The organism is Vreelandella titanicae BH1 (assembly GCF_000336575.1).
GTDB lineage: Bacteria > Pseudomonadota > Gammaproteobacteria > Pseudomonadales > Halomonadaceae > Vreelandella > Vreelandella titanicae.
In genome coordinates, this window is sequence record NZ_AOPO01000002.1 from 99,881 (window position 1) to 126,030 (window position 26,150).

Below are 26,150 nucleotides of genomic sequence, written 5' to 3' on the forward strand. Positions count from 1 at the left end.
TACTCTTACCTTATTGTTGCGCTGGAGGAACTATGCACCCCCCACGGATACTGTTAGGCGTCAATATTGATCACATTGCGACACTTCGCCAAGCCCGAGGTACTCGCTACCCTGACCCCGTGCAGGCGGCACTAGTTGCGGAAGAGGCGGGTGCCGATGGCATTACGGTGCATTTGCGTGAAGACCGGCGTCATATTCAGCCCCGCGATGTACGCATTCTGGCCGAAATGCTTAATACGCGCATGAACCTGGAAATGGCTGTTACTGAAGAGATGCTGGCGCTGGCCGAAGAAGTGCGCCCCGCCCATGTCTGTTTAGTGCCTGAGAAGCGCGAAGAGCTGACCACCGAAGGCGGTCTTGACGTTGTCGGCGGCTTTGATGCCATTGCCAGCGCTTGCCAACGGCTAAGTGCGGCGGGTTGCGATGTATCCCTGTTTATCGACCCTGACGTGGAGCAGATTGAGGCTGCTCAGCGCGCCGGTGCACCGACGATTGAACTGCACACGGGCGCTTACGCAGAAGCGCGTCCCGGCAGCGATGCAGCGAATGCAGAGTATCATCGCTTAACGACTGCAGCGACTCACGCTATCTCGCTGGGTTTAGTGGTCAATGCCGGTCACGGCTTGCATTACCATAACGTTGAAGCGATTGCGGCTCTGCCGGGCGTTAACGAGCTCAATATCGGCCATGCCATTATTGCCCGTGCGCTGTTTGTGGGCCTCAAAGAGGCCGTTCAGGAGATGAAACGCTTGATCATCGCTGGCCAAGAGGCGGGCTTAATGGCGGCTCTCGATGCTCACGATCATGAGCATGACAACCACTCTGAGCATGTTCATAATGGCTGCTGCGGGCACTGATCAGAGGTTGTCTATTCAGAGGTTTTTAAGGCGATGATTGTGGGAATTGGCTCGGATATTGCCCGTGTGGAGCGTTTTACACGGGCCATGAAACGGCACGGGCCACGCTTTGCTGAGCGGATTTTAGGCCCCGATGAGCAGGCGCTTTGGCTACACAAAGCCCAACCTGCGGCGTTTCTGGCTAAGCGTTTTGCTGCCAAAGAGGCTTTTGTAAAAGCGCTGGGTTTAGGCCTGCGCCAAGGACTGCAGTGGGGGGACATTCAGGTGTTGAACGATGCCTTGGGTAAGCCCTATTTCCTGCTTAATGGCGAAGCCGAGCGGCTATTGCAAGCGGCGGGTGTCACCGCTAGCCACGTTACCCTGAGCGATGAAGCCGAGTATGCGGTAGCTTTTGTGGTGTTAGAGCGTTAACAGCTCGCCGCCAGATCAGCCAATGCTGGGGTCATGTCATTTATTCCAAGCATCTAATGGGCAACGCCTTGAAGCCTGTTCAATCAATGCCTAACCAACTGCGGGCGCAGTGCTCGCAGCCGGGCCATTGCCCGGTAAAGGTCTTCCAATAGCCCCTCAACATGGTCTAAGCCGCTGGTGCGTAGACGAGTTTCCAGGGTCTCTACCAGTAAGGCCAACTCGGGCGCACCGCAGTAGCGGCTAGCGCCATTGAGACCATGCACCCAATCGAGCAGCGTGGGCAAATGCTGTTGACCAAAAGCGGCGCGCATATGCTGTTCACTCTCATCCAAGCTGTCGATCAGACGTTTTAGCTGCTCTCGTGCCAGATGCTCCTTACCCCCCGCTAAACGTGCGCCAATCTCCAGATCAATGATGGGTAGCGTGGCCGGTGCCGCATGGCTAACCCGTGTCCTCTGGGTGGCGTTAATGTCGTGCTGTGGATAGGGCGGCTCTGCAATGCTGGCGGTCAGCCGATGAGTCACCCCCAAAAAGCGGTTGAGCAACTGTGCTAGCTGTGTTTCGTCAATGGGTTTTACCAGCACGTCATCCAGACCTTCCGCGAGCCACTGCTGGCGTTCATTGCTGAGCACGTGGGCGGTAACGGCAATAATGGGGCAGCGGGCCCAGGTACTACTCAACCGGCGCAATGCTTGGGTGGTTTGTACGCCATCCATCCCCGGCATACGAATATCCATTAACACCATGTCGACGTTACTGGCACGGGCGAATTCTAGTGCTTGGTGGCCGCTTTCTACCGTAGAGACATGCAGGGTAGGGTCTTCAAGTAGGTTTTTGAGCAGCTCACGATTGGGTGCATTGTCATCGACAATCAGCAGTTTGAGTGGCTGAGACGCCGCTGGTAACGCGGGGAGCTCCTGTTCGCTCCTATTCGGCACGTGCGTAGATAGCAGTAGCTGCTTGAGCGTCGTTACCAACTGCGCGCGGGAAAAAGGTTTGTAGAGTGTCTCGCCGCCATGGGTTAAGTGCAGTGGCGGCAGGTCAAAACTATTGCCATTGGCTAAAATCAATGTGGGGCAGGGTGTTTGATCAATCACCGCTTGCCAGTGAGCGTGCCATTCGGGGCTAAAGTCGCTGTGTTCAAGTCCCAATATCAGCAATTTCGCTGGCTCCGAGACATCAAAGGCGATGGGTTGTGCTTCCCAGCGCTCTAGCAAGTGCTCCAGTACATGGCGGGTTGGAGCATGAGTTTCATATAAGCGAATGGTCGGGTTGGCCAAGCTAATTTCTGGAGGTCGCTCGGCCGCTTTATGAGCCAGCATAGGCAGTGTAAAGAAGAAAGTGGTTCCTTTGCCCAGCGAGCTTTCCACGCCAATCTCGCCGCCCATGCGTTCAATCAACTGGCGGCAGATAGTAAGCCCAAGGCCGCTGCCACCAAATTGCCGTGAGTGGCTTGGTTCTGCTTGGGAAAAGGCGCTGAAGAGGGCCTCCTGGTGGGCGTCGCTGAGGCCAATGCCCGTGTCACTGACGCTCAGATTAAGCACCACATGCTGGCCTTCTAAATTATCCAACATGACACGCACGATCACCTCGCCGTGCTGGGTGAATTTAAGCGCATTGCCTATCAAGTTATTCAATACCTGATGAATACGCAGCGGATCACCGGTTAGCGGGGTAGGCACATCGTCATATACCATGGCCACCAAGTGCAGTTGCTTGCGCTGGGCTTCAGGGGCGTGTAGCCCGACCACTTCGTCGACCAGTGCGACAATGTCGATATCTGTCTCTTCCAGGGTGAGGCGATTCGCTTCAAGTTTGGAGAAGTCGAGCACGTCGTTAACCAGCATAAGCAGGTTGTCGCAAGCGCGGTGTACGTGCTGCAGCCACTCCCGCTGGCGCGTATCCAGTGATGAGCGTCCCAGTAACCGGCAAAAACCGATAATCCCGTTTAGCGGTGTGCGGATCTCATGGCTCATATTGGCCAGAAATTCAGACTTCACGGCATTAGCCCGCAGCGCGCTGCGGTGGGCCAAATCGAGCTTGATATTCTGCTCTTCAATGGTTTCCATGGACTCTTGCAGCTCGCTGGTGGCCTGCTCGATTTGCGTTTGCATATCCCGCTGGGCTTGCTGAAAGTGCTCGGCCAGGGCGTTAATATAGCTACTCAGGTGATGGAGTTCTGTGGCATTAGAGGGCGCCAGATGTAGCCGATAGTCGCCGCGGGATAGCCGATAAAGGGCTTGGTTGGCTTCTTCCAGCGGGCGGGTGGTATAGCGACTGATCGCAAAAGCGACTAAAAACAGCAGCAGGCCAAGCAGCATGCCACCCAAGCTAAGGCTGGCAATCAACTTATAGCGACCAAGGGTTAGCGTACGGGTATCCATTTCGATATCTAGCCAGCCAACGCGGCTGTCCCCAGCTTGGCTGACACTTGTTTGAGGAGGGTTCAGTGGCAAGCGCAGTCGCCATGCATCCTGCTGCTTAATCAATTGCTGATCATCTGGGGCGTTTAGCGGTGGTAGGTTGGATTGCCCGAGTAATAATAGACGGTCGCCCTGGGCATCAAATAGCGCAACCGCTCGCAGTCCTTTCATAGCAAGGAGTTGACGCGACAGGGCTTCCAGACGTTGCTCATCACCCGTTGCGACCGCAGCAGCAAGGTTCGGGGCGAGCAGCTCGCCGACGCTTTCTAACCGCGTTTGGTGTGCCTCGCGAGCTTGCGTATCACTCTGTATAACCAGCAGTACGGCCATCATGGCGTACACCAGGAGCGGGAAACCGAGTAACGCAAACAGCAGTCGGGTATTCAAAGACATGAAAAGAAGCTCGCTGATTCAATGAGGTTGCCTGTCCAGCCTAAGGCAGCACCGATATAATGCAGCATAACGGTGACGATAAGGAACATTCATGAACGATCTTAAGGGCTATCCCACAATAGAAGATGTGGTTGGCAACACGCCCCTGGTACGCCTTAAGCGCATTAGCGCGGGGCGTAACAATACCCTGTTGGCCAAGCTTGAAGGCAATAATCCCGCTGGGTCGGTTAAAGACCGCCCCGCGCTCTCAATGATCAATGAAGCAGAAGCCCGAGGTGATATAGCCCCCGGTGATACGCTGATTGAGGCGACCTCAGGTAATACCGGTATTGCGCTAGCCATGGCGGCCGCGATTAAGGGCTACCAGATGGTGCTGGTTATGCCGGAAAACGCCTCGGAAGAGCGTAAGCAGGCAATGGCGGCCTATGGCGCTAAATTAATTTCCGCCAGCAAAGCGGGCGGTATGGAAGAGGCTCGGGATATTGCGGATGGCATGATCGCCAGGGGCGAAGGCAAGCCGCTAAACCAGTTCGCCAACACTGATAACCCGCTGGCCCACTATCGTACCACCGGTCCCGAAGTATGGGAGCAAACCGGGGGCGAGGTGACGCATTTCGTCAGCTCGATGGGCACCACGGGCACCATTATGGGGGTGTCGCGCTATTTGAAAGAGCAAAACCCGGCTATTCAGATTGTCGGTTTGCAGCCCGCCGATGGCGCCAGTATTCCCGGCATTCGTCGCTGGCCACAAGCGTACCTGCCGGCTATTTTTGAAGCGCCGCGGGTGGATGTCACCCTTGATATTGGCCAACAAGAGGCCGAAGAGCATATGCGCCGTCTGGCCCGTGAAGAGGGCATTCTGGCCGGGGTCTCATCGGGTGGCAGTCTCGCGGGCGCGCTACGTATCGCGGAGCAAACCGAAAATGCGGTGATTGTGTTTATCGTCTGCGACCGTGGTGATCGTTATCTCTCCACTGGCCTATTTGCCCCAGGAGTATAACCATGGCCATGTTGGGAAAACGGCGGCCGCCCAGGCCCGCGTCAGGTCACTCTGGACTAGCGCGTACGCCGGGTGGCAAGGCTCCGCATACCGCTGTAGAGGACGCATCGCCGTTGGTCATTGAGCGTTTGGCTCATGATGGGCGTGGCGTGGCCCATTCAGCCAACGGTAAAACCGTGTTTGTTGATCAGGCGTTGCCCGGTGAACAGGTTGAAGTGGCCATTCATCTCACTCGCAAACGTTTTGATGAAGCGCATATCAAATCGCTGCTGACCACCTCCGAGCTGCGCGTTAAGCCGCCTTGTCCGCATTTTGGCCACTGTGGCGGTTGTGATCTGCAGCACCTAAGTGTCGACGCCCAGCGTGACCATAAACGTGAAGTGGTACGCGATCTGTTTTCTCGCCAGGGTATAACGCTAAGTGAGATCGGCTCGATTCAAGGCAGCGATCAGGGCTATCGGCGCCGTGCACGGCTGGGGGTCAAAGTCGACGGCCAGGGTACTACGCGCCTGGGTTTTCGTGCCGCCCATAGCCACCGCCTGGTGGATATTGAACGCTGCCCGGTGTTAGTTGATCCCTTACAGCGCCTGTTAACTCCTCTGCGTGAGCTGCTGGGTACGTTAGAGGCGCCGCGCCAGGTAGGGCATATTGAGTTATTGGCGACGGCGACCACGCAGGTCGTGTTAGTACGTCAGTTAAAAGAGCACACCGGGGACGCCGAACGCTGGCAAGCCTTTGCGCAGCAGCAGGGAGTGGCGCTGGGCACTTGGTTGGGGCGTGAAACACCCACACTGCACTGGCATGGCGCAGCGCCGGCGCTTGAAGAGTCGCTAACCGTTACCGGCCAACCACCGCTTAGCTTAAGTTTTGCACCGGGCGATTTTTTACAGGTCAACGCCCCGGTTAACCAGCAAATGGTCGCCCAGATCATCCAGTGGTTAGCGCCTAAGCCAGGGCAAAAATTACTCGATCTGTTCGCTGGTATCGGTAATTTCAGCCTCCCCATAGCGGCAGCGGGTGCTGAGGTCTATGCGGTGGAAGGTAACCCCGCCATGGTGGCGCGCATTGCGATTAACGCTAAGCGCAACCAACTGATGGTCAGCGGTCAGCAGGCTGATTTAAACAGCGCTGCCAGCGTTAAGGAGCTGTTGACCGTTCATGGCGGTAGCGATGCGCTTGTGCTCGATCCGCCGCGAAGCGGCGCCGAAGTTATTTGTCAGGCGCTGGCGCATCACCCGGTGCCCAGGGTGGTCTATATTTCCTGTGATCCGGCGACGCTTGCTCGGGATGCGGCACATCTTGTGCATGCGGGTTACCGGGTCAAGCAAGTAGCAGTGGCGGATATGTTCCTTCACACTGCGCATATGGAAACGCTGATGCTGTTCGAATACGGGGACTAGACGTTTCCCCATCGCATCAAGCCACGGTGGCGGTCGTGCAGAGACCGTCTCCCTGAAAGGATGAGTAATTGTCATGGTGAAAGTGCGTGAAGACCAGCCGCTAACCGCGGGCGGAAAGGTGGATATACAGCAGTGGTTAACGCGCCTGCAGGAGGATGTGCGCCTACCTGAGCCTGAGCGTCTAGTCGGTGCCTGTGAACTCGCCGAACAACTGGAGCTTGAAGCCCCGCGCACCCATCGCGTATGGCTATCGCCAGGCTCTAGTTTTCGCATGGGCCTGGAAATGGCCGATATCCTTGGTGAGTTAAAGCTAGACCAAGCCACGCTTGAGGCCGCCGTTCTCTACCGTGCAGTGCGGGAAGGGCTGCTGAGCCTTGAGTCCGTGACAAAACGCTTTGGCGAAGAAGTGGCCAGTCTGATTGATGGCGTGCTGCAAATGGCCGCTATTAGCTACCCGTTGGCGCCTGACCATGGCATGGGCCAACACAATCAGCAGGAAAACCTGCGTAAGATGCTGGTCAATATGGTCGGTGATGTGCGCGTGGCGCTCATTAAGATTGCCGAACGCACCTGCGCACTACGCCAGGTAAAAGACGCCCCCCGGGAAAAAAGTTTACTGGTGGCTCGTGAAGTCGCCGATATTTATGCGCCGCTGGCCCACCGCCTGGGCATCGGTCAGCTTAAGTGGGAACTGGAAGATCTATCGTTTCGCTACCTGCACGAAGATGAGTACAAGGCGATTGCCAAGCTGTTGGCGGAGAAACGCCTTGACCGCGACCGCTATATTCACGATGTGGTCGAAACCATCAAAGGCTTGATGGAAGCTCAGCACATCCACCGCTACGACGTGGATGGGCGAGCCAAGCATATCTATTCGATCTGGCGCAAAATGAAGCGCAAACGGATCGATTTTTCGCAAGTTCATGACGTGCGCGCAGTGCGTATTCTGGTGCCGGAAGTGGCGGACTGCTACACCGTGCTGGGGATTATTCACTCGCGCTGGCACCACGTGCCCAACGAGTTTGACGACTATATCGCCAACCCCAAAAAGAACGGCTATCAGTCGCTGCATACCGCCGTGATGGGGCCGGAAAACAAGGTGCTCGAAATCCAGATTCGCACCTTCGCCATGCACGACGAAGCGGAGCTGGGCGTTTGTGCCCACTGGCGTTACAAAGGCCACGATACCAACGCCAAAAGCCGTAGCTACGAAGAGAAAATTGCCTGGCTGCGTCAGGTTCTGGAGTGGCAGGACGAAGTGGGCGGCTTTGGCGATTTGCGCGAAGGGCTCTCCAGTGATGTGGCCCCTGACCGCATTTACGTCTTCACTCCTGACGGTCACGTGATTGACCTGCCGCGAATTGCCACACCGATCGATTTCGCCTACCGGGTGCATACCGAGATTGGCCACCGCTGCCGAGGGGCCAAGATTAATGGGCGCATTGTGCCGCTCACCTACAAGTTAAAAACCGGCCAGCAGATAGAAATTCTTACCGCCACTAAAGGCGGCCCAAGCCGCGACTGGCTAAACCCCAGTTTGGGCTATGTACGCACTTCCCGGGCGCGGGCCAAAATCCAGGCGTGGTTCAAACATCAGGCACGGGATCAAAACCTGGACGAGGGGCGCGTGCTGTTTGACCGTGAAATGCGCCGCCTGGATGTCGAAGGTCTCGATCTGCCCAAGCTGGCCAAGGCGGTCAACTACCAAAACGCCGAGGACATGTACGCGGCCATCGGCGCTGGTGACCTGCGTATCGGTCAGGTGCTGCACCAGGCTCAGCAACTGTTTGGTGAAACCGACGACCAAGAGCAGCTCGATCGCCTGCTCGCCAAACCTAAGCGCCAATCCAGCAAAGCCACCAAAAGCGATATCACGGTGCTCGGCGTCGGCAACCTTAAAACCAGTATGGCCAACTGCTGCCGTCCGGTGCCTGGCGAACCGATTATCGGCTTTATTACCCAGGGGCGTGGCGTCACCGTTCACCGCCAGGACTGCAGTAATATTCTGCAATTGCGGCTGGACGAACCCCAGCGCATTATTGAAGTGGAGTGGGGCGAACGCGCCCAGACCCGCTACCCGGTGACCATCGAGATTCAGGCCTGGGATCGCTCCGGGCTGCTGCGCGATGTCACGGGCCTGCTCGGTAATGAAAAAGTCAACGTGCTTGCCGTGAACACGCTAACGGACACCGATGAAGGCATTGCCCGGCTGCGCATTACCCTGGAAGTCGATGGCCTTGAATCCCTGGGACGGTTGTTCTCGCGTATCCAGCAGTTGCCCAACGTTACCGAAGTGCGCCGTTTGCGCAACGCCGACCCGGAACAACAAATTCGCAAGGGAGGGGCATAATGCGCCATGGTATCGATGATCTGCTGACCCTGATGCAGGTGCTGCGCGACCGGCAGCAGGGCTGCCCCTGGGATCTCCAGCAGGATTGGGACAGCATTGTGCCCCACACCCTGGAAGAGGCCTACGAGGTCGCCGATGCCATCGAGCGGCGTGCTTTCGACGAGCTGCCCGGCGAGCTGGGCGATCTGCTCTTTCAAGTGGTCTACTACGCCCAATTTGGCGCGGAAGAGCAGCGCTTCGACTTTGCTGATATCGTCGATACGTTGACCGCCAAAATGCTGCGCCGCCATCCGCACGTGTTTCCGGATGGCACGCTGGCTTCCCGCCGCCCGCCAGGAGTGAGTGCCGAAGAGGTGCAAACTCAGCAGGTCAACAGCCGCTGGGAGTCATTGAAGGCCGAGGAGCGTGCCGAGAGAGCCGTTGAGCGGCCCTCTGTGCTAGACGATGTGCCGCGCACGCTGCCCGCCCTTAGCCGCGCTGCCAAGCTGTCCAAGCGCGCCGCGCGAGTAGGCTTCGATTGGCCCGATGCGCGCGGCGTGGTGGCTAAAATTCGTGAAGAGCTGGCGGAAGTAGAAGAGGCGCTCGCCGCCGGTGATCAACAGCACGCCCAGGAAGAAGTCGGCGATTTGCTGTTTGCAGTGACCAATCTTGCCCGCACGCTGAATGCCGATCCAGAGCAGTGCCTGCGCGCTACCAATGCCAAGTTCGAGCGCCGCTTTCGTTTTGTCGAGCGCGAGCTTAGCGCTGCCCAGCGGCCATTAATAGAGGCTTCCCTAGACGAGATGGAAGCCCACTGGCAGGCAGCCAAAGCAGAAGAAAAACAATCTACCCATTCCTGATCTAATAATGACGCGACCCCTGCAAGGAGGCCATGCCAATGAGTCACGACCTACACGAATCTCTGCGCGATAATGTGCGTATTCTGGGCGACAGCCTGGGGCGAACCATTGCCGACGATTTGGGCCAAGCATTTGTCGATAAAATTGAAACCATTCGCGCCCACGCCAAGCGCGGGCGCCAGGGCGATTCACTGCAGCAGCGTGAATTGATCGAGTACCTGCGTGAGCTTCCCGAGCAGGATCTGCTGCCGGTCACCCGGGCGTTTAACCAGTTCTTAAACCTCGCGAACATTGCCGAACAGCACTATCGGGCGCGCTTTCGCCGGGTAGAGGACTACAAGCCCGGCTCCCAGCCGGTGCTCGGGGAACTGCTTGCGCGTGCCGAGCAGGCGGGCAACTCACCGCGTAAACTGGTCGAGACCCTCGCCAATATGCGCGTTGAGCTGGTGCTAACCGCGCACCCCACCGAAGTTATCCGCCGCACCTTGATCCAAAAATATGATGCCATCGATGAGTGCTTAACCGCCATTGAGAGTTCCGAGGATTACCCGGAGCGTGGCACCCGCGCTCAGGGGCGCCTGGAAGAACTGATTAGCCAGGCGTGGCACACCGACGAGATTCGCCACGAGCGGCCCACCCCGGTGGACGAAGCCAAGTGGGGCTTTGCGGTGATTGAAAATTCGCTGTGGCAGGCGGTACCAGATTTCCATAGAGATTTGGATAACCTGCTGCTGGATACCGCCGGTGAACGCCTGCCCCTGGACGCCGCGCCGATACGCTACGCCTCCTGGATGGGCGGTGACCGCGACGGTAACCCCAACGTGACCGCCCGAGTGACCCGTGAAGTGTTGCTGCTTGGCCGCTGGATGGCCGCCGACCTCTATTTGCGCGATCTTGAACAGCTCAAAACCGAACTCTCCATGTGGAAGGCCAATAGCGCGCTCAAAGCCGAGGCAGGCGATGTAGCAGAGCCTTACCGCGAAGTGTTGAAACGCCTGCTGGCGAAGATGGAATCAACGCGAGATTGGGCCAAGGCCGAGCTGGAGGGGAATAACTATGATGGCGGGCCGATTATTGAAACCCGCGATCAGCTCTACTCACCGCTGCTCGCCTGCTACCGCTCGCTGTGTGATGTGGGCCTCGACACCATCGCCAATGGCGCGTTGCTGGATACGCTGCGTCGGGTAGCGGTGTTTGGCGTTACGCTGACCAAGCTTGACCTACGTCAGGAAGCCAGTCGCCATGCCCAGGTCATTGAAGAGCTGACCAGCGCCCTTGGCCTGGGTCACTACCAGGAGTGGGACGAAGCCAAACGTCAGGAATTTCTGCTTGAGGAGCTGGCCTCACGTCGACCGCTGATTCCGCGCCGCTGGGAGTGCTCCGCCGAGTCCCGCGAAGTGCTGGATACGTTTAAAGTCATCGCCCAAGAGCATTCCGAAGCGCTGGGGACTTATATTATCTCCATGGCCGCTGAGCCGTCCGACGTGCTCACCGTGGCACTGCTGATGAAAGAGGTCGGGGGGCAGGTAACGCTACCTATCGCACCGCTGTTTGAAACCCTTAACGACCTGGATCACGCAGGCGATGTGGTGGATCAGCTGCTGGCGATACCGGGCTACCGTTCGCTGATCGATGACCGTCAGGAGGTCATGATCGGCTACTCCGACTCGGCAAAAGATGCCGGCCAGCTGGCCGCTGCCTGGGCGCAGTACCGCGCTCAAGAGTCGCTGGTGAATGTGTGTAACCGGCACGGCGTCGATTTAACCCTGTTCCACGGCCGTGGCGGCACCGTTGGTCGTGGTGGCGGCCCGGCCCATGCGGCGATACTCTCCCAGCCACCCGGTTCGGTAAACGGCAGTCTGCGGGTGACCGAGCAGGGCGAGATGATTCGCTTCAAGTTTGGCCAGCCCGATATTGCCCTGCGCTCCATGGAGATCTATGCCTGTGCAGTGCTGGAAGCCACGCTGTTGCCACCGCGTGCGCCGGAACCGCATTGGCGTGAAGAGATGGATCAGCTCGCTAAGGTAGCGCATGGTGCCTATGTGGGCGTCGTGCGTGAAGACCCAGACTTTGTGCCCTATTTCCGCGCGGTCACACCGGAAGGCGCCTTGGGTAGGCTGCCGTTAGGCTCACGCCCCACCAAGCGGCGTCAGGATGGCGGGGTCGAAACCCTGCGCGCCATTCCATGGATTTTCGCCTGGACACAGATTCGCCTGATGCTGCCGGCGTGGCTGGGCAGCGGCGAAGCTTTTGCGCGGCGCTTAGAACAGCCCGGTGGACGCGATGTGCTACAGGAGATGCGCAACGAATGGCCCTTCTTCGGCACCTACCTGGACATGCTGGAGATGCTGCTGGCCAAAGCCGATGTCGCCATTGCCGCTTATTATGAGCACCGCTTGGTCGACGAGCCCTCGCTGAAGGCGCTGGGTAAAAAGTTACGCCAGCGCTTCGCGTCGTTGGAAGAAGCAGTGCTGGATATTCTTCAGCAAGAGAAGCTATTGGAAAACACGCCGCTGATTCGCCAGGCGATCGATGTTCGCAACCCCTACATCGATCCGCTGCACGGTTTGCAGGCGGAGTTGCTGCAGCGTAATCGCGACGCCGATGGGGCGATCAGCGCCGATCTTTCCCGGGCGTTGATGGTCACTATGGCGGGCATAGCGGCAGGTCTGCGCAACACCGGCTAGGCTGTTTTAACACGATTTTTTACCGTGATTTTTAACCGTAACGTTTTACTACAACGTTCTACTACAACAGGGAGGCGTCAATGTCCTCAGATGCTCAAGCGGTACTCGACTTTTGGTTTGAGGAGTTGACGCCTGCTCAGTGGTTTAAAAAAGACACTGAGTTGGATCGTACAATCTCGCAGCGGTTTGGCGCACTGCATGCCCAAGCCGCGCGGTGCGAATGTTATGCATGGCGTCAAACGGCGCAAGGGCGGCTTGCGGAGATCATTGTGCTGGATCAGTTCTCGCGCAATATCTATCGCGATGATTCCCGCGCTTTTGCCACTGATCCCTTAGCGCTGGCGCTAGCTCAAGAGGCGGTAGCCGCTGGGGCAGACGCAGAACTAACCAGCGAGCAGCGTGCGTTTTTGTATATGCCCTATATGCATAGCGAATCCGCGGCCATTCATGAGCTGGCGATGCAGCTGTTTGACCAGCCGGGGTTAGAGAATAACTACGACTTTGAAGTGCGCCACAAGGCGATTATTGATCGTTTTGGGCGCTACCCGCACCGCAACGCACTGTGGGGGCGGGGCTCTACCGACGAGGAGTTGGCCTTCTTAAAGGAGCCCGGCTCCTCTTTTTAACTGTTTGCTTATCCTCTTATAGCCACATGGCGTTTTATGTCGTTTCGAAAAACTACCCGTATCAATAAATATATTAGCGAGAGCGGGATGTGCTCTCGCCGTGAAGCCGACCGTTTTGTGGAGCAGGGCAACGTATGGATAAACGGTCGCCGTGCGACTACCGGTGATCAAGTGGTGGCGGGTGACTTGGTTAAAGTAAACGGTCAGGAGATCGAGCCTCAGGAAGAAGAGGATCTGGTACTGATCGCGCTGAACAAACCGGTGGGCATTGTCAGTACCACTGAGTCCAGCGAAAAGGACAATATCGTTGAGTTTGTGAAGCATGGCGTGCGTATTTTTCCCATTGGGCGGCTCGATAAAGACTCCCAGGGGCTGATTTTTTTAACCAATAACGGCGATCTGGTTAATAAGATTCTGCGCGCCAATAACAACCACGAAAAAGAGTACCAGGTGACGGTGAACAAGCCGATCACCGACGAGTTTATCGAGGGCATGCAGAGTGGTGTGCCGATTCTTGGCAAGGTGACTAAGCGCTGCAAGGTGCAAAAAGAGTCCACCTTTGTGTTCACCATCATTCTAGTGCAGGGGCTCAATCGGCAAATTCGCCGTATGTGCGAATACTTCGGCTATGAAGTTACCCAGCTTATTCGCACGCGTATTATGAATGTACCCCTCAAAGGCTTGGCCCTGGGCGACTGGCGCGATCTTACTGCCAAAGAGATCGATACCATTATCGCCCTGACTGAACGCTCAGAGGCGGCACCCGAGAAGAAAAGTAAAGCTAAGCCGGAAAGACCCAACTACAGCTCAGGCGCAGGAAAGGCAAAACCGCCTTCCGCGAAAGGGCGCCCGGCCAAAGCAGGCGCGAAGGCGGCTGGTGCCAAAGCCGCTGGAGTTAAACCACCCGTCAAGGGTAAAAAAGCCGCCAGCGGAAAAGTCAGTGGAAAAACAGGTACCGGCCCGAAAGGCAGTGCGCCAGGTAAGCCGCACCCCAAGGGCGGCAAAGCCCCCGGCAAGCCCGGTGTTAAAAGCAAGCCTGGTGCTAAAGGTAAGCCCGTTGGTAAAGGCCGCGGTAAGCCAGCGGCGGTCGGAAAGCCTTCCCAGCGGCGCAAGTAACTCCCCATCATTCAAGAGTCTTCACTGTGATCCCAATCGTCGCCTTTTACGCTGTAGTGAGCGTTATCGCTTATATCACTTACGCTATCGACAAAAAGGCGGCTATTAAAAACCGCCGTCGGGTGAGTGAAAAGTCGCTACATCTGCTTGGGGTAGTGGGTGGCTGGCCGGGTGCGCTACTGGCCCAACAGCAACTGAGGCATAAAACCCAGAAAACCGCCTTTCAAGTGACGTTCTGGCTGACGGTTGTCGTAAATCTGGCCTGTCTAGGGTGGCTAACGGTTTCATTGAGTCTCATTTAGCCACCCGTTTAGCCACCCTATACTTGGTGCCTACGCTCTGGCGTGATTGCCGTGCGCGAAAAGAAAATTAGCGATCAGCTCTTTGCCGCCTTCGGTGGCAAACGATTCTGGGTGAAACTGGATGCCGTGAATCGGGTACTCCCGATGTTTAACCCCCATCAGTTCGAATTCACCCAGTGCCAGCCAACGGCTGCGCTGCTCAAAGCTATCGGCTGCAAGTGCGCCTACGGTGGCGGTCACTTCCAGGCACTCGGGCAGGGTGATCGCATCGGCAATTAGCGAGTGGTAGCGCATCACTTCAAGCTGGTCGGGCACGCCGTTAAACACCGATGCGTTATTGTGGTTGATCGGGCTGATCTTGCCATGCATCGGTAGCGGCGCCTTCACTACCTTGCCGCCAAATACGTGCACAATGCCTTGCATACCCAGGCATACTCCCAGCAGCGGGGTGGTCTTACCCAGTTTCTCGATCACTTCAGCGCATACACCAAAGTAGCGCGGGTCATCCGGCGAGCCGGGGCCGGGGGAGATGATAATACGCTCCGGGGCCATGGCTTCGATGGCGCCGTAATCGATCTGATTGTTGCGCTTAACGATAATCTCAAAATTGGCCAGCCCGCCGCGATTCTTCTCTGTGGTTAGAATCTCACCAATAAACTGGTAGAGGTTATAGGTGAAGGAGTCGTAATTATCGATGATAAGTACCTTCATGCTGGGCTCTCCATGTCCGTCTCCATAAAGGGGGTAAGGGCTTTGCGAGTACCGGCAAACTTGCGGCGGATCTCCTCATACTCATCGGCGGCATTGCTATCAAACACATTGCCACCGCAGGTTTGCACGTAGGCACGCTCACCATTCACAAACACGGTACGAATCGGAATCGCAAAGGTACAGTCCCCGTTGAACGAGAACTGGCCCACTGCGCCTCCGTAGGGGCCGCGCCCGTCGGTTTCCAGATCGTCGATGATTTTCATCGCCTCGATTTTGGGTGCGCCGGTGAGGGTGCCCGCGGGGAAGTTGCTGGCCAGCGCGGTAAACATATCTTCGCCTTCGGCGATGATGCCGACGATCTCGCTGGAGATATGCTGCACGTGGCTAAAGCGTTTGATATCCATCAAACTGCGCACTTTCACCGTGCCAAACTGCGCTACCCGGCCAATATCGTTGCGGTGTAGATCCACGATCATATTGTGCTCGGCGATCTCTTTGGGATCGTTAAGCAGCGCGCGGGCGAGCTGGGTATCTTCTTGGGGCGTCTGACCCCGGGTGGTGGTACCCGCCAGCGGAAAGGTCTCCATCTCGCCCTGGCGCAGCCGAAATAAAAGCTCTGGGCTTGCGCCAATTAGCTTTTGTTCGCCAAATTTGACGTAGTACATTTGCGGCGACGGGTTGATGGTGCGTAGCTGGTCATACAGCGCCAGGGCGTCGCCTTTAATACTGAAGCGTTTTTTAAAGCCAACTTCGCACTGGAACACTTTGCCGTCGATAATATCCTGTTTCACCTTGGCCACCGCCTCGGCGTGTTCTGCCTGGCTCATGGTGTCGCCTAAGGCGGTGATTTTCAGCGGGCCTGCCGGCTCATCGTCTGCATCAATTAACGTCTGTAGAAATTCGTAGCGGCTGTTGTCGTAATAGAAGTAGGTGACTTCTCCGGTCATCTTGTCGAGGATCAGGCCATCTTTGTAAAGCCCGAAACGGAAGGTGTCGAAATCATCGTTGGCTTTTAACGTAAGCGATGGCTCGAAATACTGCATGGCATCGTAACCAAGGTAACCGCTTAACCCCCCGGCGTACTTGCGGGAAATAATATTCTGCGGGATCAGACTGCGCAGCAGCTCATAGGGGTTATCGCTGGGGTAGTGATTGGCGTTGCCTTTGCGGTCTTCGATCGTCAGCGTGTTGCCGTTGGCGTAAAGCGTGTACTCGGGATCAAAGCCAATGATCGAGTGGCGCGCCATATGGCTATCTTCGCCCAATGACTCCAGCATGTAGCAGGTATCAAACCGGCGCTCGATTTTCTGAAACAGGGCAAAGAAGTCGCAGTCCGCCGCCAAGGTCACATAGTGAGGTTTGCGCGGCAGCGTAAAAGGCTGCGGGCCTGGTGAGGCCTGTGTATTTGCAGTGGTCATGATGCATCATTCCGTGAAGAAGGGCTTGAAGAGGGTAACGTGGTAAGCGCGCGGGAGCCCCGTGAAACCGTAGCGATGCCCACACCCAGGGTTTCGGCAATTTTGCGGTGGGGCACGCCTTCACGCAGCAGCTTAAAAATTTGTAGGCGTTTACTGATTTCTTGGTACTCTGCAGGCGTTAGCAGGCTCGCCAGCGCTCGATCCATTGCTTCAGGTGAATCAATGGAGAGTAGGTGGTCGATTAGCTCAGCCTGATAGTGACCGTTTGAAGGCATAGTTCGCTACCGAGTAATTAGTGATGTACTAACGTACTAGTACGCTACCTGATTGCTCTGGGAAGTCAAGTAGCGCCTGTCAATTTAAGGAGCCCCGATGACCAGTTATTTCATTCAAGCCTTTATTTATCTTGTTGCCGCGGTGATCGCCGTACCTCTTGCCAAGCGTTTTGGCCTGGGGTCGGTACTGGGTTACTTGGTCGCCGGGGTAGTGATTGGGCCAATCCTGGGGCTGGTGGGGCAGGAGACCACCACCATTCAGCACTTTGCCGAGTTTGGCGTGGTGATGATGCTTTTTTTGGTGGGCATGGAGCTTGACCCCAAAGGGCTGTGGGCAATGCGGGTTCGGCTGATCGGTCTGGGTGGGCTTCAGGTCGTGCTAACCGCTGCAGCTGGCACCGCTATTGCCTGGTGGCTGGGACTGGTGTGGCAAACCTCCCTGGCGGTGGGACTGATTTTCGCGCTCTCTTCCACGGCGATTGTGCTGCAAACACTGAATGAAAAGGGGCTCGCCAAAACGGAGGGCGGGCGCAGCGCTTTCTCGGTGCTGTTGTTTCAGGATATTGCGGTGATCCCCATGCTGGCACTGATCCCGCTTCTGGCGCTGCCTGAGTTGATGGGGGCGGGCGGTGATGATGGCCACGCCAGCTTAAGCCTGGTAGCCCACTTGCCCGGCTGGGCGCACGCTTTAGTGGTCGTGGCAGCTATCGCAAGCGTTATTGCCGCTGGCTACTATTTGATGCCGCTGCTGTTTCGCTATGTGATTGGCTCTGGCCTGCGTGAAGTATTTACCGCTACTGCGCTGATGCTGGTGATTGGCATCGCCGCCCTGATGAGTGTGGTCAATTTATCCCCCGCCCTGGGTGCCTTCCTAGCGGGGGTGGTGCTCGCCAACAGTGAATTTAAACACGAGCTGGAAGCCAATATTGAGCCCTTCAAAGGGCTACTACTGGGGCTGTTCTTTATTACCGTAGGAGCGGGCATCAACTTCTCGGTGTTAGCGGCGGAGTGGGGCGCGGTGCTATCGCTAGGTTTGGCGGTTATCGTTGTTAAAGGTCTGATTCTGCTGGGCTTGGCGCTGCTATTTCGGGTACATGGTAGCAACGGTTGGCTATTCACTTTAAGCCTTGCCCAAGCCGGTGAGTTTGGCTTTGTGCTGCTGACCTATAGCGTTCAAAACAACGTGATTCCTACTGATATCTCCCAGATTCTCTCACTGGTGGTGGCGCTATCGATGTTCTTAACGCCGTTGCTATTTATTGCCTATGACCGGCTGGTGCTACCGCGCTACCTTATCGCTAAAAACGATGATCGCGAAGCCGATGCTATTAAGGAGCAGGCACCGGTTATCGTTGCGGGAGTAGGCCGGTTTGGACAAATTATCTGCCGCTTGCTGCGCGCCAATAATATTCCCATTGTCGCCTTGGATCTCGAGATCGAGCAGATCGAGAACCTGCGCAAAATTAACATCAAAAGCTACTTTGGTGACGCCAGCCGCTCCGACTTGCTTGAGACCGCAGGGATTGAGCACGCTAGGTTACTAGTTATCGCGTTAGACGATCGTGAGCGTGCCGTACAGATGGTTAAGCATGTGAAGCATGCCTACCCACAGGTGTGGGTGCTGGCCCGTGCATTCGACCGTGGGCATGGCTATCAGCTACGTGACGCAGGGGCCGACGACGTTATCAGTGAAACCTATCATTCAGCGCTGGAACTGGGCGGACACGCACTGACTGCCATGGGCGTGCACCCCATGCGAGCTAAGCAGATGACCTGGGCCTTTGTACAGAACGAAGATGCCCATGAGGATGAATTGTTTGAGGCCTGGAAAGAGATCGAAGAGGGCATCAGCTTCAGCCCCCGCTACGGTGAGCTATTTATGAAGCTGGAAGAGTCGTTGAACAGCGCAATGAAGCAGGATTGGCCAGAGCCGCAACGGCAGGATGTGCCTATTTGGACACCGCCTGAAGTTGATCAGGAGCACAAGGCATAGAAAAATGGCGGTTTGCTGTGGTGCGCTGATTTATTAGGTGGAGATCACCCTTCAACTGAGTAGCGATGGGCGTGGTCACCGTGCTGGCTGCCGATGAGGCGCCCGGCGGCGTCGTAGCTGTAGGCGACGACCTTGGAGGCCTGATTGCCTTGCAGGCTGTGGAAGCTCATCCGGCTCAGGGCGTCTTATTGATAGCTCTGTTGGTGGGTGTTGTATTTATTCACCCAATGTGGCGTTTTAGAGAATGGTTCAATTTTTCTTAGCAGGCTGGACTGTGACATCTACCGTCCAGAGGACATAACCTTCCACGCCATTGGGAAGTTGAACCTTGTAGTACATAAAGTCTTTTGAATATTCAGCATGGAATATTCGCGCGACTTCTCCCTTGCTCATTACGCCAATGACCTGTGCGCTGGGAAGGCCGCTAGCTGGGAAATCCTCATAAACCGCTGTGGGTGCTTCAGCTATCAAAATAAATTTTGACGTGCTACTAAAAAAATTCATAGCGTATAAAGCCGCCAACCCCCCAACAATAACATACAGAATTATTTTGCCCATGGAGCGGTGCTTTCCTCGAAAGGCCATATAGAGTTGCTTTCCTCAGCTGCTCACGTTGGATGATAAAACTCAGATCCCGAAAACAATTCAGAGTCTAGCGGGGAGAAACCAAGAGAGACCGGAAGTATGTTCCTGCCTAGATCATAACTAAGTTGCTTTAAGCAGTCTTGAACGGGGGTATCACAATTGTTTGTTAATGTGCTGTATGACGAATTGTGATTACTCATACAATTTTCCAACGGTGCCTCTTCTTCTTCGGCCAGATCTAGATGTATTCCTCTTCCGAGGCGAAAGCCATTCTTCGAAAGATACTCACTAGTTGGCAATGAAGACATGTCGTCTGGGCCATAGATATACGTTGTATCGTTAATGCTCGTCGAAACATGGCCGAAGGACGAAGCTTCCATCAAATGCCCATTACCGTATCCCAAAAAGAAATATTTCTTTCACTATACTGCTTTTTGAAAAACATGCTAATGGGAACCAATGTCTGACCCAATCCACAATCCTTGCTAAAAGAGTATATGAATTCTAATTCATGATCAGTGTGTTGAAGATTTAAATTCTCATAATTAAAGCTTGCCGTATACACACCGTTCGATCTTTCCCTAAATACAGCCTCAGAGTTTTCAGAAACCAATACAGACTCACCTGTTTCAGAGTTTTTTAAAGTTATCGAATCTATATTTACTAAACAGCTACTGTTTTGTTCGATTGAAGAAGAAAACCAAAGCAACATTTCATATGGGGCATGATGTATGCTGGCTTTATTGTCAATATTTTCCATTGTGCCGCGCAACTTTGCATGAATAGCACCAGTGTTTAGACGAAGCTCAGGCTCTGTAAATCCATAGTTTTTATGTGTTTTAATACCACACCCTGAACAAGTAAAAATCGTTATCAAAAGAAGTATCACTATTTTGAATCTTACCATTGACTATTTTTCCTGTGTTAAATGATTGTACGTGGTTGTGAAACGCTGTGGATTAAACATGCCTGACGGTGAAGTTACAAATATATAGTATGGTAGTACATCTGTAACACTATGTGGAATACCGCCCATAAAACGGGGCTCAAAAAAGTTATAAGTTCCCGCATTGGCTGGATCAGTCACAAGGTCGTCATTACAATCAAAAACTGCTTCACTACGGCCATTTGGGGAAACAAATTTTCGATTGCCATCATTGCCTTCACCCATGCGGTGATAGATTGATTCTTCCGGTGTTAACTCCGTCCAATCCTGCACATCAGTAATATCTGAAACAGGCTCATTCCAATAATTTCTTGTCCAATTAACTACGGCAGTTCCACCAAGAGCTACTCCGGCAATACACAATCCACCGCAAACTAACAACCCTAGCGGATCCACCATGCCGGTCGGATTCTTCACATAGCCCTAAAAATTAGTGCCGCCGTTAAGGCCAATCGGATCCTGGCTGACGTACCTGCCTTTCTGCAGGTCATAATAGTGGTGGCGGTTTTAGTCGAGGCCGCTTTCTTCGTCTTGCCATTGGCACCTTATCTGTTGGGTGACGTCGCGCACAGAGTGTTGGTTGTTGACCGCTGCCCAGTCGTCGGGTTCGGCCAGCCAGCGGGGGGGTGACCAATTGCATGGGGGGGCCAAGGCTTCGGTGATATAGGTGCTGACTAACTTACCTTGTTGGATATCGTCGATTACCACGGCGGTTTGATAAACATAAATATTGGCAACGCAATGCGGTAGAAAGCTGCTTTGGTTGGCTGAAAGAGTTACGCCGAATCACCACACGCTATGAGAAGTTAGTCAGTAGCTTCAGAGCGATGGTATGCGTCGCGTGCATCGACAGTTGCTTGCGAGCCAACTTTACGTAAAAAACCAAGGTCACAAGATACTTCAAATTTATGTTGGATAGACTGTATATTTTTCAATTCGACGCTCAATAAAAAACTGCATTGTTTTCTCCTCTCCATCTATAGAATATGCTACTTCTAGCGTTATATTTGGAGAGTTCTTGAAGAGATTAAAAAAATCTCCATTTACTTCTATCAAAGCCTCGCCAGTTAGTAGCTCCTCATCCCCGCTTCTTTCAGTAAGATCTATTTCTGTATTAATAAAATAATCTTTTTTCCATTCATTACCTATTAGCGTTGCATGAATGATTTTTATGGGAGTGCTTCGCGAAGATGTTGCATATAATCCAAGCCAGACATAATAATTTTCATATGTAGCTTGTTTTACGGAAATAGTGAAAAGAATCCTATTGTCTTTGAATTTATCTAGGGCTGGTATGTCAAAATTCATATTTTCATAAAAAGTATCAGAAGGCTGATGATAAAATCGAGCAATCTCAGCAGTTTCACACCCGGAGATTAGTGGTGAAAGGATTGCAATGATGCTGGCGATGAAACGCTCTCTTAGATTCATTTTTGAAATTCCGGTTATATGTTAGTTTGGCCCACGCACATTATTACGGCCAGGAATATAAGGCAAGACGTCTAATACACCATGCCCTACGCCCTTAATAGCCCAATCTCCCCAGCCCCTGAAATCAGTCCATTCTTCGGGAGTCTTTGAGGGATTTACGTAGTTATATGTCCCCATATAACGAGGATCAGTAATTAATTCGTGGGTGTCTCCATCAAAAACCGCCTCTCTTCCATCAGGGTGGATGAATTTGAGCTCAGGCTTTCCTATACCATTATCATGGAAAATAGATTGGGATTCAGGCAAAAGTATCCAATCTGAGTTCCGAGAATTTGCCGATTTAAAAGAAGGTAAATCCGTATTTCTACAATGTCTGCCTTCAAAGTGCCATGCTGTTGAATTTCGCCAAATTTTTGCGATGAAACCTTCATCAGCGGGGCCCTCTAAATTGCATTCACCGACTAGCCCCAGCGGATCCACCATCCCCGTTGGGTTGGTCACATAGCCATATAAATTCGTGCCACCCCTTAACCCAATCGGATCCTGATTGATGTACCTACCCTGCTGCGGGTCGTAATAACGGTGGCGGTTGTAGTAAAGCCCGCTCTCTTCATCGTGCCATTGCCCCTGGAACCGGATCGGCTGGGTGACGTTGCGCACGGCGCGCTGGTTTTTGACCGCGGCCCAGTCGTCGGGTTCGGCCAGCCAGCGGGGTTGGCCGTTGGGGGTGACCAGCTGCATGGGTGTGCCGAGAGCGTCGGTGATGTAGGCGCTGAGGACTTGGCCTTGCTGGGTGTCGTCGATGCGCATCATGGGCACAAAACTGCCCGGCTCGTAGACCACGGTGGTGCGCTGATTGTCCGTTTCTTCGCGCACGATACGATCACCGTCCCAGCCGAAGTGGGTGGTGGCGGTGGTGCCGTTGGTATGGCGTACTGTTTTGCTGATGCGTCTTCCCAGGCCGTCGTAACGGTACGTGGCCTCGCGGGTCGCCCCCAGCTCGCTGGCGTGGATCAGGTGCACTAAACGGTTGGCGCCGTCGTAGCCAAGCGTTAGGCGTTCGCCGTTGGGCTGTTGGCGTTCGACCAGGTTACCGGCACCGTCGTAGCGGTAGCGGGTACCGTTTAGCTGCCCCAGTCGATTATCAGGCAGGGCCTGTTGGCCTTCTAACCGATTACCCGCCGCGTCCACGCTATAGCGGTGGGCGTGGTCGCCGTGCTGGCTGCCGGTCAAGCGCCCGGCAGCGTCGTAACTGTAGGCGATCACTTTTTCTGCTGGATCACCTTGCAGGCTGCGGAAGCTCATGCGGCCCAGGGCGTCGTATTGGTAGCTCTGTTGGCTGGTGGTGTCCGGGCTGCGTAGGGTGAGGTGATCCAACTGGCCCAGGTTCGTATACCCGCGCTCCAGCACCAGCGGTTGATTGGCGCTGGTGCTGAGACGGCGTTGGGTCTCCCGGTGCAGCGCATCGGGTTCCAGGGCGATTTCCAGATCCAGGCCTGGGGCACTTAGGCCGTGCAGGTGGCCGCTGCCGTAGGTGTGCCAGTTGAGCGCCGGTAGTTCACCGAACTGACTAGCCTGGGGCGCGCCGGTAGCCGTCAGGCTATGCTGGTGTTGCCAGCTCCAACCACTCTCTCCTGCATGTTGCTGCTGTTCGCCGATTAAGCGTTGGGCGTGGTCGTAGTTAAAACTGACCTCGCCGTGGTCGTTGGTGACGCTGAGTAGCTGGCCATTGGTGCCCCACTGGTACTGCTCCGTGCTGGCCGGGGCGTGTTCCGTGGCGGGCAGGTGCCGGGCGGTGAGGCGACCGGCTTGGTCGTAGTCGTAACGGGTCACCAGCGGTTGGCCGTCGGGGCCGGGGCGGTTGGCCTCAATGCGCTCGATCAGTCGCCCGGCCTCATCGTAGCGGTACTGCTGCTCCCGGCCATCGGGGCCGGTCTCGCTGGCGAGGCGATCCATCTCATCGTAAGCAAAGCGGTACACCGCGCCGTTGCCCAGGGTCAGCTCGCTGAGGCGGCCCACGTCATCATAGGCAGTAAACTGTTGGCTGCCATCGGTCTCGATGCGCTGCACCGGGCGGCCGTGGTCATCAAAGAAGAACTGCTGCCGAAACCCTTGCGGGCCTTCCAGCTCCACCAGCCGCCCAAGAGCATCCACATGGTGGTGCCAGTGGGTGCCGTCCGGCAGTTGCGTGGCGAGTCGCCGGCCCATCTTGTCGTGCTGGGTGCGGGTGGTCTCGCCCAAGGCGTTGGTGATGCTGGCCAGATAGCCGTGGCGGTCGTAGGTGTACTCGGTACGCTGCTGTGAGCAGTCGATCTGTGCGGTGACCTGGCCCAGGGCGTTCCACTCGCGCTGGTGGGTAGCACCCACCGCATCGGTGACAGTGGTAGGGCGGTCGGACAGGTCGGTATTGTCGTAGGCAAAGGCGGTGGTGCCTTCCGACCCGGTGACCTCCAACGGATGGCCGAGGTCGTTACGTGTGATCTGCCAGCGCTGATCGTCAGGGCTTTCGATGTTAACCGGTTGCCCCAGAGCATCGCGTTCAATGGCCCAGCGGGTGCCGTTCGGGCCGGTCTAAGTAGTTACTGGCTCGTTGTCGACGATATGTCTAAGTTTGAGTGAGTCATGATGAAAGGCCCTTAATGCCACGCTACCGCCAAGGAAAACAGCACGCGTCTTCCCTGTCCGATGTTTAATGGAGCAATATCTGTGCTGCGCTTATTGCTTGAATCCTGAATTCAAACATTAAGCGCAGCACCCGCGGTTTTCAGCGCCCCTGAATACTCTCCCAGGAACACTTGTGCCGGTGTCCGATACCCCAAGCGTTTTCTGGGGCGGTTGTTCAACTTGGCAACGACTCTCCGCAGTGCTAAGTCGCTCACCTTTCGGAAGTCCGTCCCTTTCGGGAAATATTGGCGAATCAGGCCGTTGGTGTTTTCATTAGTGCCACGCTGGCATGAGCGGTACGGGTCGCAAAAATAGGTCTTGGCCGAGACAGCCTTGGCAACCTGTCGGTGCTCGGCGAATTCCGAACCGTCATCCAAGGTGATGGTCTGCACTGCGCCTCGGCGTGGTTTTAATAAACGGGTCATCGCTTTGGCCGTTCCAGTGGCCGTGATCATCGACAGGCGCGCTGCCAAGAGGTAACCGCTGCGTCTCTCGACCAGGGCCACCAGGCCAGATTCTTTGTGGCCTTTGAGCACCGTATCGCCTTCCCAATGGCCGATATGGCGCCTTTCTTCCGCTTCGGCGGGACGCTGTTCAATGCCTACCCGGTGTGGAATTTTGCCCAATCCCGCATGCTTGGCCAATCGGCGCTGATAGCGCCGCTAGCGTGGTAGCCGGAGTCGCTTCCATAATTCGCCGCCGCGTTTCTTGTCGTCCCAGATTAGCGCATAGATCGACTGATGGCTTACGCAAACGCCGTTGGCATTCGCCATGAAGCCACTAATTTGCTGGGGGCTCCATTCGTCCATCAGTTGATCAGTGACCCATCGAATCAGGCTGGGCTGGCGCTTCGTCACTTTCCAGGCGGTGCGTCGGCGCTGATTACTTCTCGATTGCGCCTGCTCAGGCGCATAGCCAGTCTTAAGCCCATTGCGCTTTATCTCCCGGCTAATGGTGCTGCTGTGAACCCCAATAGCTTTGGCTATTTGTCGCTGGCTGATGCCAGTCTCAAGATAAGCAAAAATTTGGTATCGTTGGGCCTGGGTCAGTTGTCGGTACCCCATGCTCTGCTTCACTTTGGTCGGTAAAGTCGAGAGGGTACCGGCGCTGGCCCTCCTTCCTCTACTGTGTGATCCAAAGTGCTGCGGTTATTCTATGAATCCAGGATTCAGGATCATTGTTTATCAAAAAAGTAAAAAATGCCCCCAGTTACTTGTGAGTTCTTTTTGATACTCTTGTTCTGCTCCATAGGTGTCATCAACAAGGTTTGATAGATTAATCAAAAAGAAAGCGATTAGCTTGCTTTGCTCAATGGTGAAACTCTCAGTCGCTTCCTTGTTCCCTAGCACGCTAAAAAAGATAGAATCAAAGTAATCGCCAATATTTCCTTTTTTTAGATTTTCAACCTCATAAAAATAACTGAGGAATGCTGGGAGATAGTAAATTTCACCTAACTTGCTCAATGCTGAAAAAGGCCCCCAATCAAAGTCAAATTCTTTTGCGTCATCAAAGTAAACTTCATTCCATTTTTTTCCATGGAAAATGGCACGTTGCTTGAAGAAATTTTCTTCATCAGATAAATCGCCGTAAGTATTCAGAATGGGGAGGAATAGATCCCCGCTTGGAAGCTTAGTCTCAAACTCCTTGAGAAGCTTTTTTCTATATATATCCTGGTTGGAGAGTCTTAGAATGGGCATTTTTTCACCGTTATGAAATCGTTAAA

General features: G+C 54.9%; 22 protein-coding genes and 2 pseudogenes. 13 read left to right on the forward strand and 11 right to left on the reverse strand.

Going from position 1 to position 26,150, the window contains the following annotated elements; genetic code table 11:
- Positions 1-32 precede the first annotated feature (32 nt).
- Both pdxJ and acpS read left to right on the forward strand, forming a co-directional pair.
- Positions 33-857 (forward strand): pyridoxine 5'-phosphate synthase, encoded by an 825-nt coding sequence (pdxJ, locus tag HALTITAN_RS05000; protein WP_009286443.1) that lies wholly within the window; start codon positions 33-35, stop codon positions 855-857.
- Between the two features lie 33 nt (positions 858-890).
- A complete protein-coding gene (acpS, locus tag HALTITAN_RS05005) occupies positions 891-1,268 on the forward strand; it encodes a holo-ACP synthase (RefSeq protein WP_027959133.1) in 378 nt (125 codons plus the stop codon).
- An 83-nt stretch (positions 1,269-1,351) separates the two neighbouring features.
- Here the strand turns inward: acpS and HALTITAN_RS05010 are convergent, their stop codons facing one another.
- The gene (locus tag HALTITAN_RS05010) at positions 1,352-4,084 is read right to left on the reverse strand and encodes a response regulator (protein WP_039858219.1); all 2,733 of its coding nucleotides are present in this window, start codon (positions 4,082-4,084) and stop codon (positions 1,352-1,354) included.
- Between the two features lie 91 nt (positions 4,085-4,175).
- Between HALTITAN_RS05010 and cysM the strand changes: the two genes are divergently transcribed.
- The 8 genes from cysM to HALTITAN_RS05050 all read left to right on the forward strand — a co-directional run bounded on the left by cysM (position 4,176) and on the right by HALTITAN_RS05050 (position 14,404).
- Positions 4,176-5,084, forward strand: a complete 909-nt coding sequence (gene cysM / locus HALTITAN_RS05015) for a cysteine synthase CysM (protein ID WP_009286444.1) — start codon at positions 4,176-4,178, stop codon at positions 5,082-5,084.
- 2 nt (positions 5,085-5,086) lie between these two features.
- The gene (locus HALTITAN_RS05020) at positions 5,087-6,484 is read left to right on the forward strand and encodes a 23S rRNA (uracil(1939)-C(5))-methyltransferase (protein WP_039858221.1); all 1,398 of its coding nucleotides are present in this window, start codon (positions 5,087-5,089) and stop codon (positions 6,482-6,484) included.
- Between the two features lie 73 nt (positions 6,485-6,557).
- On the forward strand, positions 6,558-8,834 hold the full coding sequence (relA, locus tag HALTITAN_RS05025; protein WP_027959135.1) for a GTP diphosphokinase: 2,277 nt from the start codon (positions 6,558-6,560) through the stop codon (positions 8,832-8,834).
- Complete coding sequence (gene mazG / locus HALTITAN_RS05030; protein WP_039858224.1) at positions 8,834-9,673, forward strand: nucleoside triphosphate pyrophosphohydrolase; 840 nt, start codon at positions 8,834-8,836, stop codon at positions 9,671-9,673. Before relA ends, mazG begins: the two co-directional genes overlap by 1 nt.
- A gap of 38 nt (positions 9,674-9,711) precedes the next feature.
- Complete coding sequence (gene ppc / locus HALTITAN_RS05035) at positions 9,712-12,360, forward strand: phosphoenolpyruvate carboxylase (RefSeq protein ID WP_039858225.1); 2,649 nt, start codon at positions 9,712-9,714, stop codon at positions 12,358-12,360.
- Between the two features lie 80 nt (positions 12,361-12,440).
- Complete coding sequence (locus tag HALTITAN_RS05040) at positions 12,441-12,986, forward strand: DUF924 family protein (protein WP_009286446.1); 546 nt, start codon at positions 12,441-12,443, stop codon at positions 12,984-12,986.
- 36 nt (positions 12,987-13,022) lie between these two features.
- Positions 13,023-14,102, forward strand: a complete 1,080-nt coding sequence (gene rluF, locus HALTITAN_RS05045; RefSeq protein ID WP_009286447.1) for a 23S rRNA pseudouridine(2604) synthase RluF — start codon at positions 13,023-13,025, stop codon at positions 14,100-14,102.
- 26 nt (positions 14,103-14,128) lie between these two features.
- Positions 14,129-14,404: a DUF1294 domain-containing protein gene (locus HALTITAN_RS05050; RefSeq protein WP_022523829.1), complete on the forward strand. Its 276-nt coding sequence runs from the start codon at positions 14,129-14,131 to the stop codon at positions 14,402-14,404.
- Positions 14,405-14,434: 30 nt separating this feature from the next.
- Here HALTITAN_RS05050 and HALTITAN_RS05055 read toward each other — a convergent pair whose 3' ends face one another.
- Genes HALTITAN_RS05055 through HALTITAN_RS05065 form a run of 3 tightly spaced genes read right to left on the reverse strand, consistent with a single transcriptional unit; the run spans position 14,435 to position 16,808 of the window.
- The gene (locus HALTITAN_RS05055) at positions 14,435-15,115 is read right to left on the reverse strand and encodes an anthranilate synthase component II (protein ID WP_009286448.1); all 681 of its coding nucleotides are present in this window, start codon (positions 15,113-15,115) and stop codon (positions 14,435-14,437) included.
- Positions 15,112-16,533, reverse strand: a complete 1,422-nt coding sequence (locus HALTITAN_RS05060; protein ID WP_009286449.1) for an anthranilate synthase component I family protein — start codon at positions 16,531-16,533, stop codon at positions 15,112-15,114. The genes HALTITAN_RS05055 and HALTITAN_RS05060 overlap by 4 nt, the downstream gene beginning before the upstream one ends.
- Positions 16,530-16,808 (reverse strand): Trp family transcriptional regulator, encoded by a 279-nt coding sequence (locus HALTITAN_RS05065; protein ID WP_027959142.1) that lies wholly within the window; start codon positions 16,806-16,808, stop codon positions 16,530-16,532. The genes HALTITAN_RS05060 and HALTITAN_RS05065 overlap by 4 nt, the downstream gene beginning before the upstream one ends.
- Before the next feature lie 97 nt (positions 16,809-16,905).
- Between HALTITAN_RS05065 and HALTITAN_RS05070 the strand changes: the two genes are divergently transcribed.
- Positions 16,906-18,801, forward strand: a complete 1,896-nt coding sequence (locus tag HALTITAN_RS05070) for a monovalent cation:proton antiporter-2 (CPA2) family protein (RefSeq protein ID WP_009286450.1) — start codon at positions 16,906-16,908, stop codon at positions 18,799-18,801.
- A gap of 65 nt (positions 18,802-18,866) precedes the next feature.
- The gene (locus tag HALTITAN_RS25910; protein ID WP_039858230.1) at positions 18,867-19,064 is read left to right on the forward strand and encodes a hypothetical protein; all 198 of its coding nucleotides are present in this window, start codon (positions 18,867-18,869) and stop codon (positions 19,062-19,064) included.
- On the opposite strand, the gene HALTITAN_RS05080 is transcribed toward HALTITAN_RS25910, so the two are convergent.
- The 3 genes from HALTITAN_RS05080 to HALTITAN_RS25215 form a co-directional block, all read right to left on the reverse strand.
- Positions 19,051-19,359, reverse strand: a complete 309-nt coding sequence (locus HALTITAN_RS05080; RefSeq protein WP_138801497.1) for an SH3 domain-containing protein — start codon at positions 19,357-19,359, stop codon at positions 19,051-19,053. The two genes, HALTITAN_RS25910 and HALTITAN_RS05080, sit on opposite strands and share 14 nt — an antisense overlap.
- Positions 19,360-19,765: 406 nt before the next feature.
- Entirely contained in the window at positions 19,766-20,293 is a 528-nt protein-coding gene (locus tag HALTITAN_RS05085) for an LptM family lipoprotein (protein WP_009286451.1), read from the reverse strand.
- 3 nt (positions 20,294-20,296) lie between these two features.
- Complete coding sequence (locus tag HALTITAN_RS25215) at positions 20,297-20,731, reverse strand: hypothetical protein (RefSeq protein ID WP_138801496.1); 435 nt, start codon at positions 20,729-20,731, stop codon at positions 20,297-20,299.
- Positions 20,732-21,051: 320 nt separating this feature from the next.
- Between HALTITAN_RS25215 and HALTITAN_RS24680 the strand changes: the two are divergent.
- A pseudogene (locus HALTITAN_RS24680) lies at positions 21,052-21,210 on the forward strand (transposase); the annotation flags it as partial.
- 28 nt (positions 21,211-21,238) lie between these two features.
- Here HALTITAN_RS24680 and HALTITAN_RS05095 read toward each other — a convergent pair.
- The 4 genes and pseudogenes from HALTITAN_RS05095 to HALTITAN_RS05110 form a co-directional block, all read right to left on the reverse strand.
- Positions 21,239-21,763 (reverse strand): hypothetical protein, encoded by a 525-nt coding sequence (locus HALTITAN_RS05095; protein WP_009286453.1) that lies wholly within the window; start codon positions 21,761-21,763, stop codon positions 21,239-21,241.
- A gap of 21 nt (positions 21,764-21,784) precedes the next feature.
- On the reverse strand, positions 21,785-24,217 hold the full coding sequence (locus tag HALTITAN_RS05100) for an RHS repeat-associated core domain-containing protein (RefSeq protein ID WP_051051873.1): 2,433 nt from the start codon (positions 24,215-24,217) through the stop codon (positions 21,785-21,787).
- Between the two features lie 281 nt (positions 24,218-24,498).
- Positions 24,499-25,491, reverse strand: a pseudogene (locus HALTITAN_RS26300) (IS30 family transposase).
- Positions 25,492-25,611: 120 nt separating this feature from the next.
- On the reverse strand, positions 25,612-26,124 hold the full coding sequence (locus HALTITAN_RS05110; RefSeq protein ID WP_009286454.1) for a hypothetical protein: 513 nt from the start codon (positions 26,122-26,124) through the stop codon (positions 25,612-25,614).
- Between the last annotated feature and the right edge of the window lie 26 nt (positions 26,125-26,150).